Source organism: Lysobacter sp. TAF61 (genome assembly GCF_052113485.1).
In the GTDB taxonomy this organism is placed as follows: domain Bacteria; phylum Pseudomonadota; class Gammaproteobacteria; order Xanthomonadales; family Xanthomonadaceae; genus Lysobacter_J.
The window spans coordinates 350,299-364,214 of the sequence record NZ_JBFRDH010000005.1 but is presented as its reverse complement, the minus strand read 5'-3'; the positions used below and the strand labels follow the sequence as shown (position 1 = coordinate 364,214).

Genomic DNA, 13,916 nt, shown 5'->3' with positions numbered 1-13,916 from the left:
CTGCGCCAGCGCGCCGGCTTCGAAGCCGACGGCCGTGATGTCCTGGCTGAAGGTGCGCAGGCAGGCCACCACCTGGTCGACGTCCGCGGCGACCTTTTCTTCATGCTGGATATCGCCGTTGTCGTCGATGATGCAAATCGACACGGAGCSCAGCGAGACATCCAAACCGGTGTAGTAGGTCATCTCATCTCTCCTGCCAAAGCCGGGGCTTTAGATTCTAGGGAGAGCTCGACCAAGCCTGGTCCGCCCGATTACCGATGCTTTTGGCCGTTAGCGGCCATCGGACCTGCAAGGTCGCCGGACCGGTGCTAATGTCCGCTTCCGACCCATAGCGGTCGCTGAAGTACCCGGACTGGATGGGGATACAGAATGGACCTAACAAACGAGGCTGTACGGGCTACCGCATTGTTGGCAGGAAGAACCGTCCAGACAGTTCTGCGGCATCGCGTCGAAGAGCTTGTCATCGAGTTCACCGACGGGTCCCGCCTGTTTGTTGACGCGCCGGTTGCGCTGGAGCTGTCGGTTACAGGGCTGGATGATCCAGAACGACAGGGAAAGTAGAGGTCGTCCATTGCATGTTTCGACCCATGGCGGACATCGATTCCTGGTTCGTGGGCGAGCTAGACTTTGACTCGTCTTGTCGACGGCTGAAGTCGAATGCTCCTGCGAGTTGTCACGTGGACGGTCCTCCTTGCCGGTTTGGCTGCGCTCTCGGTAGGTGCGGTCTTTGCGCTGTATCACTGGTGGGCGTCATCGATGCCGTTCAATCCGGAGAGAAGTCGCAGGCTGATCGCTTCTTATGTATGGGTTGCGGGCGGAGGATTGGTGCTAGCGGTCATCGCAGGACGCAGGCTCTTCCGTCAACCGGGCAAAAGCTAATCGGCGCTCCATCGCGAATGACCGCTCCCGGCCGAAAGCGATCGCTAATCCTGATTCCCTGGGTCAGTAGAAGCGCATCTGTAAGTAGTTGATCTCCAAGGACGTCTGGTCGGCATTGCGGAACTAGCGCCATATGCGTGCCCATGCCTAAGGAACTAGCGCCTTCCGAAGGCCACTCGCTAGTACTCCTGCTGGCCTTCCTGCCGTAATGCGTTGCTCCTACTGGTCGATCGCTAGCCCCTTCTGGGAGAACCCACAGCTAAACCCGGGCGCGCGAGGCGCTTCGCCCGGGATGGCCGACATCCCGGCCTACGGCTCAAGCTCCAGCGAAACCGCACGCCCCTGCGTTACCGAGCGCATCGCCGCTTCCATGACCGCCATTACCCGGACGGCCTCATCCGGCGCAACCGGATTAGGCCCATCGCCCGCGATGGCCTGCGCGAGCTCTGCATAGAACCGCGACTGGTCACCTGGCACGGCGGCCCGTGTCTGGATCGGGCCATCGTCGCGTCGCCATTGCAGGGGGTCTGGATCGATACCCCAGTCCGGGTCGCCGGGTCGAAGACCCGCAAGCAGTTGTTGCTCCTGGCGATCGGGCTGCACCTTGACCAGGGATCCTCGTGTTCCATGCACGACGAAGCGCGGTCCTGGGATCGCGGCGAGCATTCCTGCATGCAGGACGGCCCTGGTCGCACCGAAACCCAGCACGACATGGGCCCAGTCGTCCGTGGTGGCGCCGCTGCGTTGCTGTGCCAGGTTCGCCTGCACGGTGTCGGGCCATCCGAACAGCATCAGCGCCTGATCCACCAGGTGCGGTCCAAGATCCCACCACAGGCCTGCAGCCGGGCCGGGTCGCTCGCGCCAACGATCGCGAACCTGCGGGCGGAATCGTTCGAGGCGCGATTCGAAATGACGGGCCTCGCCGATCAGGCCTTCGCCCATGGCCTGCCGCACCGAGAGGAAATCGCTGTCCCAGCGACGGTTGTGAAACACCGAGAGGAGTCGGTCGTGCGCCTGCGCAGTCGCTCTGAGTTCGCTTGCCTGCGACAGGTCGGGCGTCATCGGCTTGTCGACGACGACGTGTTTGCCTGCGCGCAGCGCAGCTTGGGCGAGCGGAAAATGCGTGTCGTTGGGTGTGGCGATCACCACCAGGTCGATGCAGGGGGCGACCACGGCCTGCATGGGATCAGCTTCGATCTCCACGCTCGGCAGCTCCGCCCGCACCTGCTCGGGTCTGCTTGAGGCAACAAGCGCCATGGACAGCCGGGGGACCGCGTTGATCAGCGGCGCATGGAACGTGCGCGCGGCATAGCCGTATCCGATCAGCGCAGTGCGAATTGGACTGGATGGCGTGTTCATGGCGGATACCGGAATTGGCTATGCGCAGAATTACCAGATGAGTGGTGAGACCGGCCAGTCACCTTACTCGGCCCGTTCCGAAACGTTGATCGAGTTCCACTCCCAGGTCTTCCCTTCATCGGTCGAGAAGGCCTGGCTCCAGATTGGCAAGGTGAGATTGCGCACGTCCCATCGGAATACCACGATGATCTTCTGGCCCTTGTAGGTATCCCTGGCAAAGAAGTGGCCCACCATGTTCTCGAACGAACCGACGACAGGCGGATCCAGGCGCCCGGAGTTGCCATCCGCCCAGTAGATGCTCCACAACCGTGTCTTGGGATCGAACAGTCGCAACGCCACGCCTTCGTACGGTTTGCCTTCGGACTGCTCGGTGTATTTGTCGATGTTGCCGAGGCCGTCGAGGATCTGATGCATCTCCACGCGGGACTCGAAGTCGATCCACTCGGTCGAGCCGGTGAGCCTGGATTTCAGTTTGCGGTTCCGGAGCTTCCAGTTTCCAACCAGGTAGTCGAAGTCATGCCGTGACGACGTCGCCGACGGCGCAATCAGCAGTTCACCGTTGCTGTCGAAATGCAGCTGTGGGACCGCCAGCGAGGTGTCGGGCACGAGCGCCGGGTCCACGCGCGGTGCGGCCACGGAGCCGAAGGGCAGCACGGCAAGTGCGAACAGGAGCACGGCGCAGGCTTGCCCGGCTGGCCAGCGCCGCGCGCCGACCGTCTTCTTGGGGTCCGTTGCCTGCATGGGGTTGGCCATCATGTCGGTTCCTCCGAACTGGGTGTGCTACGGCCGACATGCGGGGGCCGGCGCGATATCACACTCCCCTGGCGTTGATATGGCGTGAAGGCCTTGCAGCCCACAGTGTTGCGGCGACTCCACGGCGTTGGACGCGTGCAAGCGGCCCAGGCAATTGCCCTACAATGCCTCGATGGATTACCAGCTGATCATCAAGTTCTGGCGCAAGTCGCTGGCGGACGAAGCCTTCCTCGCAACGATCGAGAGCGAGTTGAAGCAGGCGCTGGGCGACACGGTCGTGCTTGATGGTTATGACGTCAGCAAGAATGAGATCAATCTCTTCATGGTGACCTCCGACCCGAAGCAGTCCTTCCGGCGCGCCAGGGAGGTTCTCACGCGCATGGGTCTCGTCAACGGAGTCTCGAGCGCGTACCGGCTGGTTGGCGGCGCACGTTTCACCTCGCTGTGGCCGTTGCGCTCCACACGCAAGTTCACGTTGCCGTAGCGGCTCTCCCGGCGGTGGCACCTGCCGCTCGCGCCCAGGCATGCGGTTCGCTACCCTGCGCACACCATTCAGCCGAGTCGCCTTGCCGGCCGGCCTCTCCAGGGGAACCACGTGAAGTCTGCTGCTCGTCGTTTCATCATGCTCGCCGTCGCGCTGGGCGTGACCATCCTCAGCACCGGTTGCACCGTCGCCCAGCCCGACCCGGGTGATGTGGCCGTCTACCAGGATCGTCCCTACGTCTTCGGTCATGAAGGCATCCGCGCCGAGGTCCTGACCGAAGGTCGCGACGTCACCTGGCCGTCCACCCAGATCATCTACGTCACCACCGCGCCCCAGACCCTGCACGTACCGTTCCAGGACCTTTCGTCGATGGACAACATCCTGCTCGACTTCGACACCAGCGTGCAGCTGCGCATCGTCGATGCGGCGGACACGCTGAAGCGCTTCGGCCCCAAGTGGTGGGAGAACAATGTGCTGTCGCCGTACAACTCGATCGTGCGCAAGGCGGTCAAGTCCGAGAAGATGGCGCAGATGATGTCTGACCCGGTGGCCGCCGAGCAGGTCGACCAGGAAGTCACCGAACAACTGCGCGCGCTGGTCAAGGCATCCGGCATCCGCGTGGAAGTGATGGCGGTCAACCTCGGCAAGGCCAAGCCGAATGACAACGTGCTGGCGCAGATGAACAACACGGCGGCCGAACAGCAGCGCAACCTGACGCTGGTGGCGGCCACGATCGCCGAGCAGCAGCGCAAGCTGGAGCAGGAAGCAAAGGCCGACGCCGACAATGCCTATCGCAACAAGATGGGCCTGTCACCGGAGCAGTACCTTGCGCGCCAGCTGGCCGAGATCCAGGCCGAAGCGTGCAAGACCGCCACGGCGTGCTATCTGGTGCCGCAGGGCACCAGCATCGTCGCCAAGTGAGTCGTTAGCGGGACGAGTGCCCAAAAAAAGCGCCCCGCGTATGCGGGGCGCTGAGCAGGCCTGGTTCCCGGGTTGCGCTTACTTCTTGCCTTGGGCTGCCTGTTCGATCAGCTGAGCCACCACGTCCGGCTTGGAGACATAGATCGCATGGCTGCCCGCTGCTTCGGCGACCTTGGCGCCTGCACGCTTGGCCATCATCTGCTGGGCCGGCGGCGGGATCATGTGGTCGTCGGTGGCGACCAGATACCAGCTCGCCTTCGACTTCCACGCCGGAACGGTCACCTTGCCAGCCAGGGCTTCAACACCCCACGGCACCTGCGACGCAGCCATGAACTCTGCTTCCTCTGCCGGGACATCACCTGCGAACGACGCGGCGAACTTCGCCCGATCAAGGAACAGGAAGCCATCCTGCGGCGGCAGGATCGGCGGCTGCGCGGCGCCCGGCGGCGGGTTGGCGATCAGGGTCTGCACCGACTCGCCGGCGTCCGGCGCGAACGCGGCGATGTAGACCAGGCGCTCGACCTTGGGGTCGGTGCCGGCCTCGGAGATCACCACGCCACCGTAGGAATGGCCAACGAGCACGACGGGGCCGTCCTGCTGGGCGATGACGCGCTTGGTGACCGCGACGTCGTCGGCGAGCGAGAGGGTGGGGTTCTGCACGATGCTGACGTTGTAGCCATCCTTCTTGAGGATGTCGTAGACCTTCTGCCAACCGGAGCCGTCGACGAAGCCGCCGTGGACCAGGACGACGTTCTTGACGGCCTTCGGGGCCGGGGCGGGCTTGGCGGCGTGGGCGGTGGAGGCCAGCGAGACGGCGGCAACCGCAGCGAGCGCGAGCGACTTCAGTTTCATGGGATTCTCCAGATGGAATGGTTGGGCGGATCGGTCTTTCGGCGGAGGGGCTGGCGGGCCAACCTTGGAGCGCAGATTGCCGCCTGCCCCCCGCGCGCACCATCGGTTGAATGACCGAGGCCCGGACGGGGAGGGCGCAGATAGACTTCCCCTCCACCCCGTGTAGAGGTCATGAAGGCCGTGGACGAATCCGCAGTCGCCCTCCTGGATGTGATCCGCTCGCTGGCATTCGTCGGCGACCTCGCCATGGGGCAACCCACCGACCATTCGCCGCGTGCCGCCTGGATGGCGGGACAACTGGCCCGCGAGATGGGAGCGGACAACGCCGCCTGCACGCGCGCCACCGCGGTCGCCCTGCTGCGCTGGTCGGGTTGCACCGCCAACGCACCGGAGTTCGCGCAGTTGTTTGGCGACGACGTGAGCGGGCGCAAGGCATTGCTCGCGATCCAGTCCTCCGGCAGCAGTTTCCGTTCTGGCACGCGCAACAAGGGTTCTGCATTCCTGTCACTGTCGCGCATCCATTGCGAAGTGTCGGGAGACATCGCCGAACAACTGGGTTTGGACGAAGAAACACAGTTCGCCCTGCGCCACCTGTTCGAGAGTCACGACGGCAGCGGCGCGCCAGATGGCCTGCGTGGCGACCAGGTACCGATCGCGGTCTACATGGCATCTGTTGCCGGCGACCTCGACATCTTCAATCGTCTCTATGGCTTCGATCAGGCGTGCCGGCTGATCGGTGAGCGTGCCGACACGCTGTATCCGCGCGCAATTGCCGATGTGGTTCTCACGCATGCACGCCAGTGGCTTGCGGCACTCGACGCTGACCCGACCTTGTCCGGGCCGTGCTCGCTGGAAGCAACGTTGGCCGGCCGTACGACGTCGCTGGAGATACTGGCCCACGTCATCGACCTGAAACTGCCGTGGATGACCGGTCATTCGCGCAGCGTGGCGCAGATTGCACGCAACGCGGCCATCCATCTGGGCCTGGACGAAGTCAGTCAGCAGCGGGTGTACCGGGCCGCCCTCATTCATGGCATCGGGCGCGCTGCGGTGCCCAACATGGTCTGGGACACGCCGGGCCGCCTGGCCGAGTCGGCGTGGGAGCGTGTCCGCCTGGTGCCGTACTGGACCGGCCGCGCGGCACGCCAGATCGGCTCGCTTGCGGCGGAGGCGGAAGTCGCCTCGTACGCGTACGAGCGGCCCGACGGATCGGGCTACTTTCGCGAGGTCAAGGAGCTCAGCATCCCGCTGGAAGGGCGCATCCTCGCTGCCTCCGTCGCACTGGCCGCACTCCGGGTCGAGCGTCCGTGGCGCGAAGCGTATCCGGACCACCAGGCCCGTGAAATGTTGATGGCCGAAGCCGAGGCAGGCCGGCACGACCTGGCCGTCGTCCGAGCGCTTTTCGACAGGCGCCGCGAGGTCGTCCGTCAGCCGACGCCCTCAACGACGGGATTGCTTACCGAGCGCGAACGGGACGTCCTTCGCTGGATCAGCCTGGGCGCCAGCAACAAGCAGGCGGCACAGAAACTCTCCATCAGCCCCAGTACCGTCCGCACGCACGTGGAAAGCGTGTTTCGCAAGCTCGAATGCACCACGCGTGCTGCGGCCACATTGAAGGCAACCCAGCTGGGCCTGCTGTAGCCGCGAGCGTTGACCGGATGCGGAAGCGGCCGGCGCGAAAGCCGGCCGCCTCGCATTGCGCCTTTACGCCGACGGCGCGTCGTCGGTGAACCGTTCGTGCAGCCTCACCGGCTCGACCTTGGTCCGTTCGCGCTTGCGGATCCACAGGTTGATCAGTTCGACGAACACCGAGAACGCCATCGCGGCGTAGATGTAGCCCTTCGGGATGTGCTGGCCGAAGCCATCGGCGATCAGCACCAGGCCGATCATGATCAGGAAGCTCAGCGCCAGCACCTTCACGGTCGGGTGGCGCTCGACGAAGTCGCCGATCGGCCGGGCGAACATCAGCATGAAGGCGATCGAGATCAGGATCGCGGTGACCATCACCCAGCGCTCGTCGACCATGCCCACGGCGGTGATGATCGAATCCAGCGAGAAGACGATGTCCAGCACCATGATCTGGGCAATGACGCTGGCGAAGGTGGCCGTCACCGTGCCGACGCCGACGTGCTCGCTGGCCCCTTCCAGCTTCTGATGGATCTCGTGGGTGGCCTTGCCGATCAGGAACAGGCCGCCGCCGATGAGGATGAGGTCACGCCAGGAAAACTCGTTGCCCAGCACCGAGAACAGCGGCGCGGTCAGGCCGACGATCCAGGCGATGGCCAGCAACAGGCCCAGGCGCGTCACCGCGGCCAGGGTGATGCCGAGCCGGCGCGCCTTGTTGCGCTGCTCCGGGGGCAGTTTGCCGGCAAGGATGGAGATGAAGATGATGTTGTCGATGCCGAGCACGAGTTCGAGCGCGGTCAGTGTGGCCAGGGCGATCCAGATCTCGGGGTTCAGTAGGGCGTCCATTGGGGTCTCGTAGAAGGGCGGGGCGGCCGTGGGCCGGTGGCTGGCCGAACCTGCCCGCGCACGCACGGTGCCTGCCGGGAGCGGCGGGGCCATGTGATGGGCGGTTGGGGTTCAAGGCGGCGGAAAAGCCACGGCGCCTGTGCATTCAATGGACGCACCTTCGCCGTGGGACGGCGAAGGTCTTGCTCGCAGGACGCCTCAGGCGACCTGCTGCTGCACCGGGGACGAATCCCGTAGTGACGGTGCCAGCATGCGGGAGCTACTCCCCTTCGTGACCGGGATAGTAATGCATCGGCCGCCGCCGGAGAAATGGCGGGCCCGGGTTCGGCTATTCTCCGGGCCAGCGCGGTGAAGCTTCAGGCGCTACCTGGAAGCCATTGGCGGTTCAACCAGAGGGGAGAAGGATCTTGAGCGACCCGTACAACACGGCTGATTCGCAGCCAGTCACGCCGCGCGAGGCGACGCCTCAGCCCACCGCGGTCAGGCAGAGCGTCATGTTCCGTCTGCTTCGTTATGCAAGCGTCGGAATCTTCACCGCCAACATGCTGGTCATGTTCGCGACCACGGTGTTTGTGCCGGTGTTGAACGTGATCTACTTGAGGCCGCGCCAGGCGGACTGATCCGCATGACCCATGCCGGGGAGGGATGACATGTCGACGGACATCGAGGTCGAAACCGCGATTCTCGCCGGTGGTTGCTTCTGGGGCATGCAGGACCTGCTGCGTCGCATACCCACGGTGTTGTCCACCCGCGTGGGCTACACCGGTGGCGATGTGTCCGGTCCAACCTATGACAACCACGGCACGCACGCCGAAGCCATTGAGATCGTGTTCGATCCAGGGCTGCTCTCCTACCGCCATATCCTCGAGTTCTTCTTCCAGATCCACGACCCCACATCGATGAATCGCCAGGGCAGCGATACCGGAACCAGGTACCGTTCCGCCATCTTTTACCTGAGCCAAGCGCAGAAGCTTGCCGCTGAAGCCACGATTGCCGACCTCGAAGCCTCCGGTCTGCTTCCAGGCAAGGTGGTCACCTCGGTCGAGCCGGCGGGCACCTTCTGGGAGGCCGAATCGGTGCACCAGGACTACCTCGAACGTTCGCAGCAGCTGGCATGCCGACGCATTCGCCCCGGTTGGAAGCTGCCTTCTGCCAGGGCATGACCCGGCAGGTTTTTGGGGCCGGCAGCCCCATGTGTTCGTCAGCCGGCGGCCGCGTTCCGTCGCACTGACGGCGGTTTCGTCGCACGGCGGTCGCAAGGCTCGCGACACGGCAGCATGCTCCGCGAACTTGCAGCGCCGGAGCCCAACATGCGTGCCTACGGATGGATGACTGTACTTGCCCTCGCGGCTTCCCTCGCATCCGGCCCGGCAACGCCCTCGGCGCCGCTTCCGTCGACGACCGCACCGGCCGCGCCCGACCGCGCCATCGAGGGCCGGATGGCGCAATCCGGGCTGGTAGGCATCGGCGCGGCAATCATCATCGACAGGAAGCTGGCCTGGTCGAAGGGCTACGGTTTCGCTGACAAGCAGCGCGGTGTGCCGTTCACACCCGACACGGTGATGAACATCGGGTCGATCAGCAAGACCGTCACCGGCGTCGCGCTGATGCAGGCCGTGCAGGATGGCAAGCTGTCGCTGGATGCCGACATCAACGACTATCTGCCGTTCAAGGTATCCAACCCGTCGTTCCCGCGCGTGCCGATCACGCTGCGCCAGCTGGCGACACACACGTCCGGGATCACCGACCGCTGGGAGGTGTACCAGCGCCTCTATCACTGGGGCGACGACGCGCCGGAGGCCCTGTGCGATTTCCTGCAGGGCTACCTGGTGCCAGGCGGCGACGACTACGCGAAGGAGAACTTCCTCGCGTTCAAACCCGGGACGCATCGGGAGTACTCCAACATCGCCGCCGGACTGGCCGGCTGCATCATCGAGCGTGCCGTCGGCGAGAAGTTGAACGTGTACACCCGCCAGCGCATCTTCACTCCGCTGAAGATGGATCACAGCGGCTGGTTCCTGTCGGAGGTGCCGGCGGGCTCGCACTCCACGCTGTATGTCTACCAGGACGGCTTCAGTGTGCCGATCCCGTTGTACGGCGTGACCACTTATCCGGATGGCGGAGTGCGGACATCGGTGGCGGACCTGTCGAGGTTCTTCATCGCGCTGCTCGATGGCGGGCAGTACCAGGGGGCGCGTATCCTGCAGCCAGAGTCGGTCGCCGAGATGCTGAAGTTCCAGTACACACAGGCCAACAAGCCCGACAACGTCATCCTTGCCGAGAAGAACTCGGGCCTGTTCTGGTCGACCAAGTTCAATGTCACCCGCATTGGCCATGGCGGTTCAGACCCCGGCGTGCGGACCGAGATGCTGTCCAACCTGGCCAAGGACGTCGCGATCATCGTGTTCGTCAACACATCGCTGGCCGAACACGACGCCAAGGCCTACACCGCGCTCATGGACGACCTGTGGAAGTACGCGGAGGCGTTGAAGCGGCAGGCGGGCCGGTAGCGCCCGGCCGGGTTGCCCCGGTCACGCTGCGCCCTGCACCTTGCGCGAGTAGTGCAGCAGTCGCCCCCGGTACGGCGGCAGGTCCTCGTCGTCCATCGGGCAGCGCTCTTCGATCAGCTCGAACCCCTGCGCGGCAAGCAGGCGTGTGAAGCGGGTGCTGTGGCCGCGGCCGGGGTCTGTGACGACCACTTCGGCATCCGGACTTGCGTGCCTTTCGACCACGCCGGCTAGCAGCAATGCGTGGTCGAGCTCATACAGCACGTCGCTGGCGATGATCAGGTCGAAGTGGCCGAGCGTCGGCAACGGCACGTTCCACAGCAGCTGGCGGTAATGCAGCGCCGGCAGCGCATTGAGCGCGGCGTTGTATGCGAGGAAGGATTCGGCCAGCGGGTGCATGTCCGATGCGACCACGTTGGCGCCGCGGCACTGCAGCACCAGGCTGGCCAGGCCGATGCCGCAGCCCAGCTCCAGGACGCGCTTGCCGGCGACATCGAAGCGGTGCATGGCTTGTGCTAGCAGGCGTCCTGCCGGCCAGACCTGGCCGAACAAGCTCCATTGCGCGGAGGAAATGCCCAGCCGCGCGCCATGGCCGTCCGGGTCCGAGAACTGCTGCTTGTCGCTCAGAACCCGCAGGCGGTAATCGTGCCCGCCAATGGGCACCACCTGGTTCCGCGTTGTGTAGCCTGGCATTGGCGCTCCCTGGGGGGCGTCGCCCTGGAAAACAGGGCAGGACACGCATGAAAGGCAGCGCAGCGGGCGGGCCGATCGGCCGTACGGACGCGAAGATGAAACGTGAGCTTGCGAACCCATCGTACACCCGGCCGTTGTGGCAAGGTGGGCGCCGGCGCAACCCGTCGAGGAGCGCCTCCGGGCCACAACCAACGGGCCGCGGGCCCTTGCTTCACCGACCGGACTGACAGGAAGGATCCATGCCGCCGTTCTTCGAGCACGCACTGCGCATCACCTGGTTCGCCGTACTCGGCTATTGGCTGTGGGCTTCGCGCTCGGCCAAACGTGTTGAGCAGCAGGAGTCGCTCGCCAAGCGCCTGCTGTTCTACTGGCTACCGCTCGTCGTCGCCGCGCTGCTGCTGGGACCGGGCGAATGGTTCGGCCGAACGTTGCTTCGCGAACAGTTCGTTCCCCACTCCACACTTGTCTATGCGGTCGGTCTGGCCGTGGCGATCGGCGGTGCGGCGTTGGCGATCGTTTCGCGGGTGATACTCGGCCGCAACTGGAGCGCTACGGTCCAGCTCAAGCAGGACCACGAACTGGTCACCCAGGGGCCCTACGGCCTGGTCAGGCATCCGATCTACACCGGCTTCGTGTTGCTGTTCCTCGGCAACGCCATCATGGTCGGCGATTGGCGCGGCCTGCTTGCCGTCGCCATCGTGTTCGTGTCGTTCTGGCGCAAGCTGCGCCTCGAGGAACGTTGGCTTGGCGCTCATTTTGGCGAGCCCTACCGTCTGTACCAGGCGCGGACAAAGGCATTGATTCCCGCCGTGCTGTAGTCGACATCACGGTCGATTCACGCATCTGGGCGATAGTGGCGCTGCGCGAGGCCGCCGGGCGCTACACAACTTTACAAAACGCCCGATCACCGGAAACAGCGGGGACACACGGGGCCGTTGAAATGACGGCGCCAATCCAGCGGGAGTCCCGTGATGAAAGCGCCTGTTCCCATCCCCGGCCAGCGAATCGACGCGCGCCCTGATTATTGCCTCCCCGGAACCACGGGGATGCCATCGGAGTGCATTCCGTGAAGCCTTTTCGCGTGCTTGAATTCCTGCAGCATCGCCGCGAGGTCGAGATGGACACCATCCAGACAGCCACGTTCGATCCGCACCGCAGGCGCCTGCTGGGCACGGCGGCGATGGGCATTGCGGTGGCGCCGCTGGGCCTGGTTGCCCCCGCGCGTGCGCATGCCGGCCCTTCGAAGTCCGCACCTGCCGGCGCGACCGGCGCGACGTTCTCCGCGCTCAGGCACGTGCGCGCCGGCGTACTGGACATCGCGTATGCGGAGGCGGGGCCGAAAAAGGGCCCGCCCGTCATCCTCCTGCACGGCTGGCCGTACGACATCCACAGTTATGCAGAGGTCGCGCCGTTGCTGGCGGCCGCCGGCTATCGCGTGATCGTTCCGCATCTGCGCGGCTACGGCACCACGCGCTTCCTGTCGGCGGACACCGTGCGCAACGGCCAGCCCGCGGCACTGGCGCAGGACGTCATCGAGCTTTTGGATGCCCTGGGCATTGGCAAGGCGGTCATCGCCGGCTACGACTGGGGCGGCCGTTCGGCCGACATCGTCGCGGCAATCTGGCCCGAGCGTGTCAAGGCGCTGGTCGCGGTGAGTGGCTACCTGATCGGAAGCCAGGCGGCCGCGCAGGCGCCGCTGCCGCCGGAGGCGGAATTGCAGTGGTGGTACCAGTACTACTTCGCAACCGAGCGCGGACGCGCCGGTTACGCGAAGAATCGCCACGACTTCGCCAAGCTCATCTGGAAGCTGGCATCGCCGAAGTGGGCATTCGACGACGCGACCTTCGATCGCAGCGCGGCAGCGCTCGAGAATCCCGATCACGTCGACATCGTCATCCACAACTACCGCTGGCGGCTGGGCCTGGCCCAGGGCGAGGCGAGGTACGACGAGCTGGAAAGCAGGCTGGCCCAGTTCCCGTCGATCTCCGTGCCGACCATCACGCTCGAAGGCGACGCCAACGGCGCGCCGCATCCGACGCCGGAAAGCTATGCCAAGCGCTTCACGGGCAAGTACCAGCACCGCCTGCTAACTGGCGGCATCGGCCACAACCCGCCGCAGGAAGATCCGCACGCCTTCGCGCAGGCGGTCATCGATGCCGACCACCTGTAAGTGCGCAAGACGCATTGAACGATCCCCCATCGAAGGAGAACCGACATGAGAACCTTGCTTGCTGGCATCGCCCTGGCCGCCGCCCTCGCGGGTGGAAACGCGGCTGCGCAGACTGCGAAACCCACTGTCGTGCTGGTGCACGGCGCATTCGCTGATGCATCGAGCTGGAACGGTGTCATCCGCATCCTCCAGCAGGACGGCTACACCGTGATCGCGGTCGCCAATCCGTTGCGCAGCGTCAGCGGCGACGGCGCCTACGTGTCCGATATCGTCGCCAGCATCACCACGCCGGTGGTGCTGGTCGGGCACTCTTACGGAGGCAGCGTCATCACCGAGGCCGCGCGCGGCCACGGCAACGTCAAGGCGCTGGTCTATGTTGGCGCGTTCGCGCCCGCGGCCGGCGAGACGGCGGCCGGGTTGTCGGGCAAGTTCCCCGGCAGCACGCTGGGGCCGACGCTTGCGCCACCGGTGAAGCTGGCCACCGGCGGCTCCGATCTCTACATCCGCCAGGACAAGTTCCACGCGCAGTTCGCGGCGGACGTCTCCCAGGCGGATGCCGACCTGATGGCCGCAACGCAGCGACCGATCATCGAAGCCGCACTCAACGAGAAGTCCGGCGCACCTTCGTGGGCGGGCATCCCGTCGTGGTTCATCTACGGCGACCAGGACAAGAACATCCCGCCCAAGGCCCTGGATTTCATGGCCAAGCGTGCGAAGGCCAAGCAGATCGACGTGATCCGCGGCGCGTCGCACGTGGTGATGGTGTCCAACCCCGCGCCCGTGGCGAAACTGATCGAAAAGGCCGCGTCCGCACAATGACGGGCCG

Annotated in this window: 14 protein-coding genes and 1 pseudogene; 9 read left to right on the top strand and 6 right to left on the bottom strand. The window is 65.1% G+C overall.

Annotation, left to right across the window (positions count from 1 at the left end):
• From AB4Y64_RS13730 to AB4Y64_RS13720, 3 genes and pseudogenes are all read right to left on the bottom strand, one after another.
• Positions 1-183, bottom strand: a pseudogene (locus AB4Y64_RS13730) (IS110 family transposase); the annotation flags it as partial.
• 1,005 nt (positions 184-1,188) lie between these two features.
• The gene (locus AB4Y64_RS13725) at positions 1,189-2,238 is read right to left on the bottom strand and encodes an oxidoreductase (RefSeq protein WP_441817008.1); all 1,050 of its coding nucleotides are present in this window, start codon (positions 2,236-2,238) and stop codon (positions 1,189-1,191) included.
• A gap of 63 nt (positions 2,239-2,301) precedes the next feature.
• The gene (locus tag AB4Y64_RS13720) at positions 2,302-2,991 is read right to left on the bottom strand and encodes a hypothetical protein (protein ID WP_441817007.1); all 690 of its coding nucleotides are present in this window, start codon (positions 2,989-2,991) and stop codon (positions 2,302-2,304) included.
• 172 nt (positions 2,992-3,163) lie between these two features.
• Here AB4Y64_RS13720 and AB4Y64_RS13715 point away from each other — a divergent pair, with 172 nt between their 5' ends.
• Together AB4Y64_RS13715 and AB4Y64_RS13710 are read left to right on the top strand one after the other, a co-directional pair.
• Positions 3,164-3,475, top strand: a complete 312-nt coding sequence (locus tag AB4Y64_RS13715) for a hypothetical protein (protein WP_441817006.1) — start codon at positions 3,164-3,166, stop codon at positions 3,473-3,475.
• A 138-nt stretch (positions 3,476-3,613) separates the two neighbouring features.
• Entirely contained in the window at positions 3,614-4,396 is a 783-nt protein-coding gene (locus tag AB4Y64_RS13710; RefSeq protein WP_441817024.1) for an SPFH domain-containing protein, read from the top strand.
• A gap of 78 nt (positions 4,397-4,474) precedes the next feature.
• Here AB4Y64_RS13710 and AB4Y64_RS13705 read toward each other — a convergent pair whose 3' ends face one another.
• Positions 4,475-5,248: an alpha/beta fold hydrolase gene (locus AB4Y64_RS13705; RefSeq protein ID WP_441817005.1), complete on the bottom strand. Its 774-nt coding sequence runs from the start codon at positions 5,246-5,248 to the stop codon at positions 4,475-4,477.
• 180 nt (positions 5,249-5,428) lie between these two features.
• Here AB4Y64_RS13705 and AB4Y64_RS13700 point away from each other — a divergent pair, with 180 nt between their 5' ends.
• Positions 5,429-6,889: an HD domain-containing phosphohydrolase gene (locus AB4Y64_RS13700; RefSeq protein WP_441817004.1), complete on the top strand. Its 1,461-nt coding sequence runs from the start codon at positions 5,429-5,431 to the stop codon at positions 6,887-6,889.
• A 63-nt stretch (positions 6,890-6,952) separates the two neighbouring features.
• Here AB4Y64_RS13700 and AB4Y64_RS13695 read toward each other — a convergent pair whose 3' ends face one another.
• Complete coding sequence (locus AB4Y64_RS13695; RefSeq protein ID WP_441817003.1) at positions 6,953-7,720, bottom strand: TerC family protein; 768 nt, start codon at positions 7,718-7,720, stop codon at positions 6,953-6,955.
• Positions 7,721-8,127: 407 nt separating this feature from the next.
• Between AB4Y64_RS13695 and AB4Y64_RS13690 the strand changes: the two genes are divergently transcribed.
• From AB4Y64_RS13690 to AB4Y64_RS13680, 3 genes are all read left to right on the top strand, one after another.
• Positions 8,128-8,340 (top strand): hypothetical protein, encoded by a 213-nt coding sequence (locus AB4Y64_RS13690; protein ID WP_441817002.1) that lies wholly within the window; start codon positions 8,128-8,130, stop codon positions 8,338-8,340.
• Between the two features lie 30 nt (positions 8,341-8,370).
• A complete protein-coding gene (gene msrA, locus AB4Y64_RS13685) occupies positions 8,371-8,883 on the top strand; it encodes a peptide-methionine (S)-S-oxide reductase MsrA (protein WP_441817001.1) in 513 nt (170 codons plus the stop codon).
• A gap of 147 nt (positions 8,884-9,030) precedes the next feature.
• Entirely contained in the window at positions 9,031-10,230 is a 1,200-nt protein-coding gene (locus AB4Y64_RS13680; RefSeq protein ID WP_441817000.1) for a serine hydrolase domain-containing protein, read from the top strand.
• Between the two features lie 21 nt (positions 10,231-10,251).
• Here the strand turns inward: AB4Y64_RS13680 and AB4Y64_RS13675 are convergent, their stop codons facing one another.
• On the bottom strand, positions 10,252-10,920 hold the full coding sequence (locus AB4Y64_RS13675) for a class I SAM-dependent methyltransferase (protein WP_441816999.1): 669 nt from the start codon (positions 10,918-10,920) through the stop codon (positions 10,252-10,254).
• Between the two features lie 239 nt (positions 10,921-11,159).
• Between AB4Y64_RS13675 and AB4Y64_RS13670 the strand changes: the two genes are divergently transcribed.
• From AB4Y64_RS13670 to AB4Y64_RS13660, 3 genes are all read left to right on the top strand, one after another.
• Complete coding sequence (locus AB4Y64_RS13670; RefSeq protein ID WP_441816998.1) at positions 11,160-11,738, top strand: methyltransferase family protein; 579 nt, start codon at positions 11,160-11,162, stop codon at positions 11,736-11,738.
• A gap of 248 nt (positions 11,739-11,986) precedes the next feature.
• Positions 11,987-13,090: an alpha/beta fold hydrolase gene (locus AB4Y64_RS13665; RefSeq protein ID WP_441816997.1), complete on the top strand. Its 1,104-nt coding sequence runs from the start codon at positions 11,987-11,989 to the stop codon at positions 13,088-13,090.
• Between the two features lie 45 nt (positions 13,091-13,135).
• Entirely contained in the window at positions 13,136-13,909 is a 774-nt protein-coding gene (locus AB4Y64_RS13660; RefSeq protein WP_441816996.1) for an alpha/beta fold hydrolase, read from the top strand.
• Positions 13,910-13,916 lie beyond the last annotated feature (7 nt).

Coding starts and splice junctions, on each gene's coding strand:
- AB4Y64_RS13725 (WP_441817008.1), bottom strand. CDS start 2,238: ATGAACACGCCATCCAGTCCAATTCGCACTGCGCTGATCGGATACGGC.
- AB4Y64_RS13720 (WP_441817007.1), bottom strand. CDS start 2,991: ATGGCCAACCCCATGCAGGCAACGGACCCCAAGAAGACGGTCGGCGCG.
- AB4Y64_RS13715 (WP_441817006.1), top strand. CDS start 3,164: ATGGATTACCAGCTGATCATCAAGTTCTGGCGCAAGTCGCTGGCGGAC.
- AB4Y64_RS13710 (WP_441817024.1), top strand. CDS start 3,614: ATGCTCGCCGTCGCGCTGGGCGTGACCATCCTCAGCACCGGTTGCACC.
- AB4Y64_RS13705 (WP_441817005.1), bottom strand. CDS start 5,248: ATGAAACTGAAGTCGCTCGCGCTCGCTGCGGTTGCCGCCGTCTCGCTG.
- AB4Y64_RS13695 (WP_441817003.1), bottom strand. CDS start 7,720: ATGGACGCCCTACTGAACCCCGAGATCTGGATCGCCCTGGCCACACTG.
- msrA (WP_441817001.1), top strand. CDS start 8,371: ATGTCGACGGACATCGAGGTCGAAACCGCGATTCTCGCCGGTGGTTGC.
- AB4Y64_RS13680 (WP_441817000.1), top strand. CDS start 9,031: ATGCGTGCCTACGGATGGATGACTGTACTTGCCCTCGCGGCTTCCCTC.
- AB4Y64_RS13675 (WP_441816999.1), bottom strand. CDS start 10,920: ATGCCAGGCTACACAACGCGGAACCAGGTGGTGCCCATTGGCGGGCAC.
- AB4Y64_RS13670 (WP_441816998.1), top strand. CDS start 11,160: ATGCCGCCGTTCTTCGAGCACGCACTGCGCATCACCTGGTTCGCCGTA.
- AB4Y64_RS13660 (WP_441816996.1), top strand. CDS start 13,136: ATGAGAACCTTGCTTGCTGGCATCGCCCTGGCCGCCGCCCTCGCGGGT.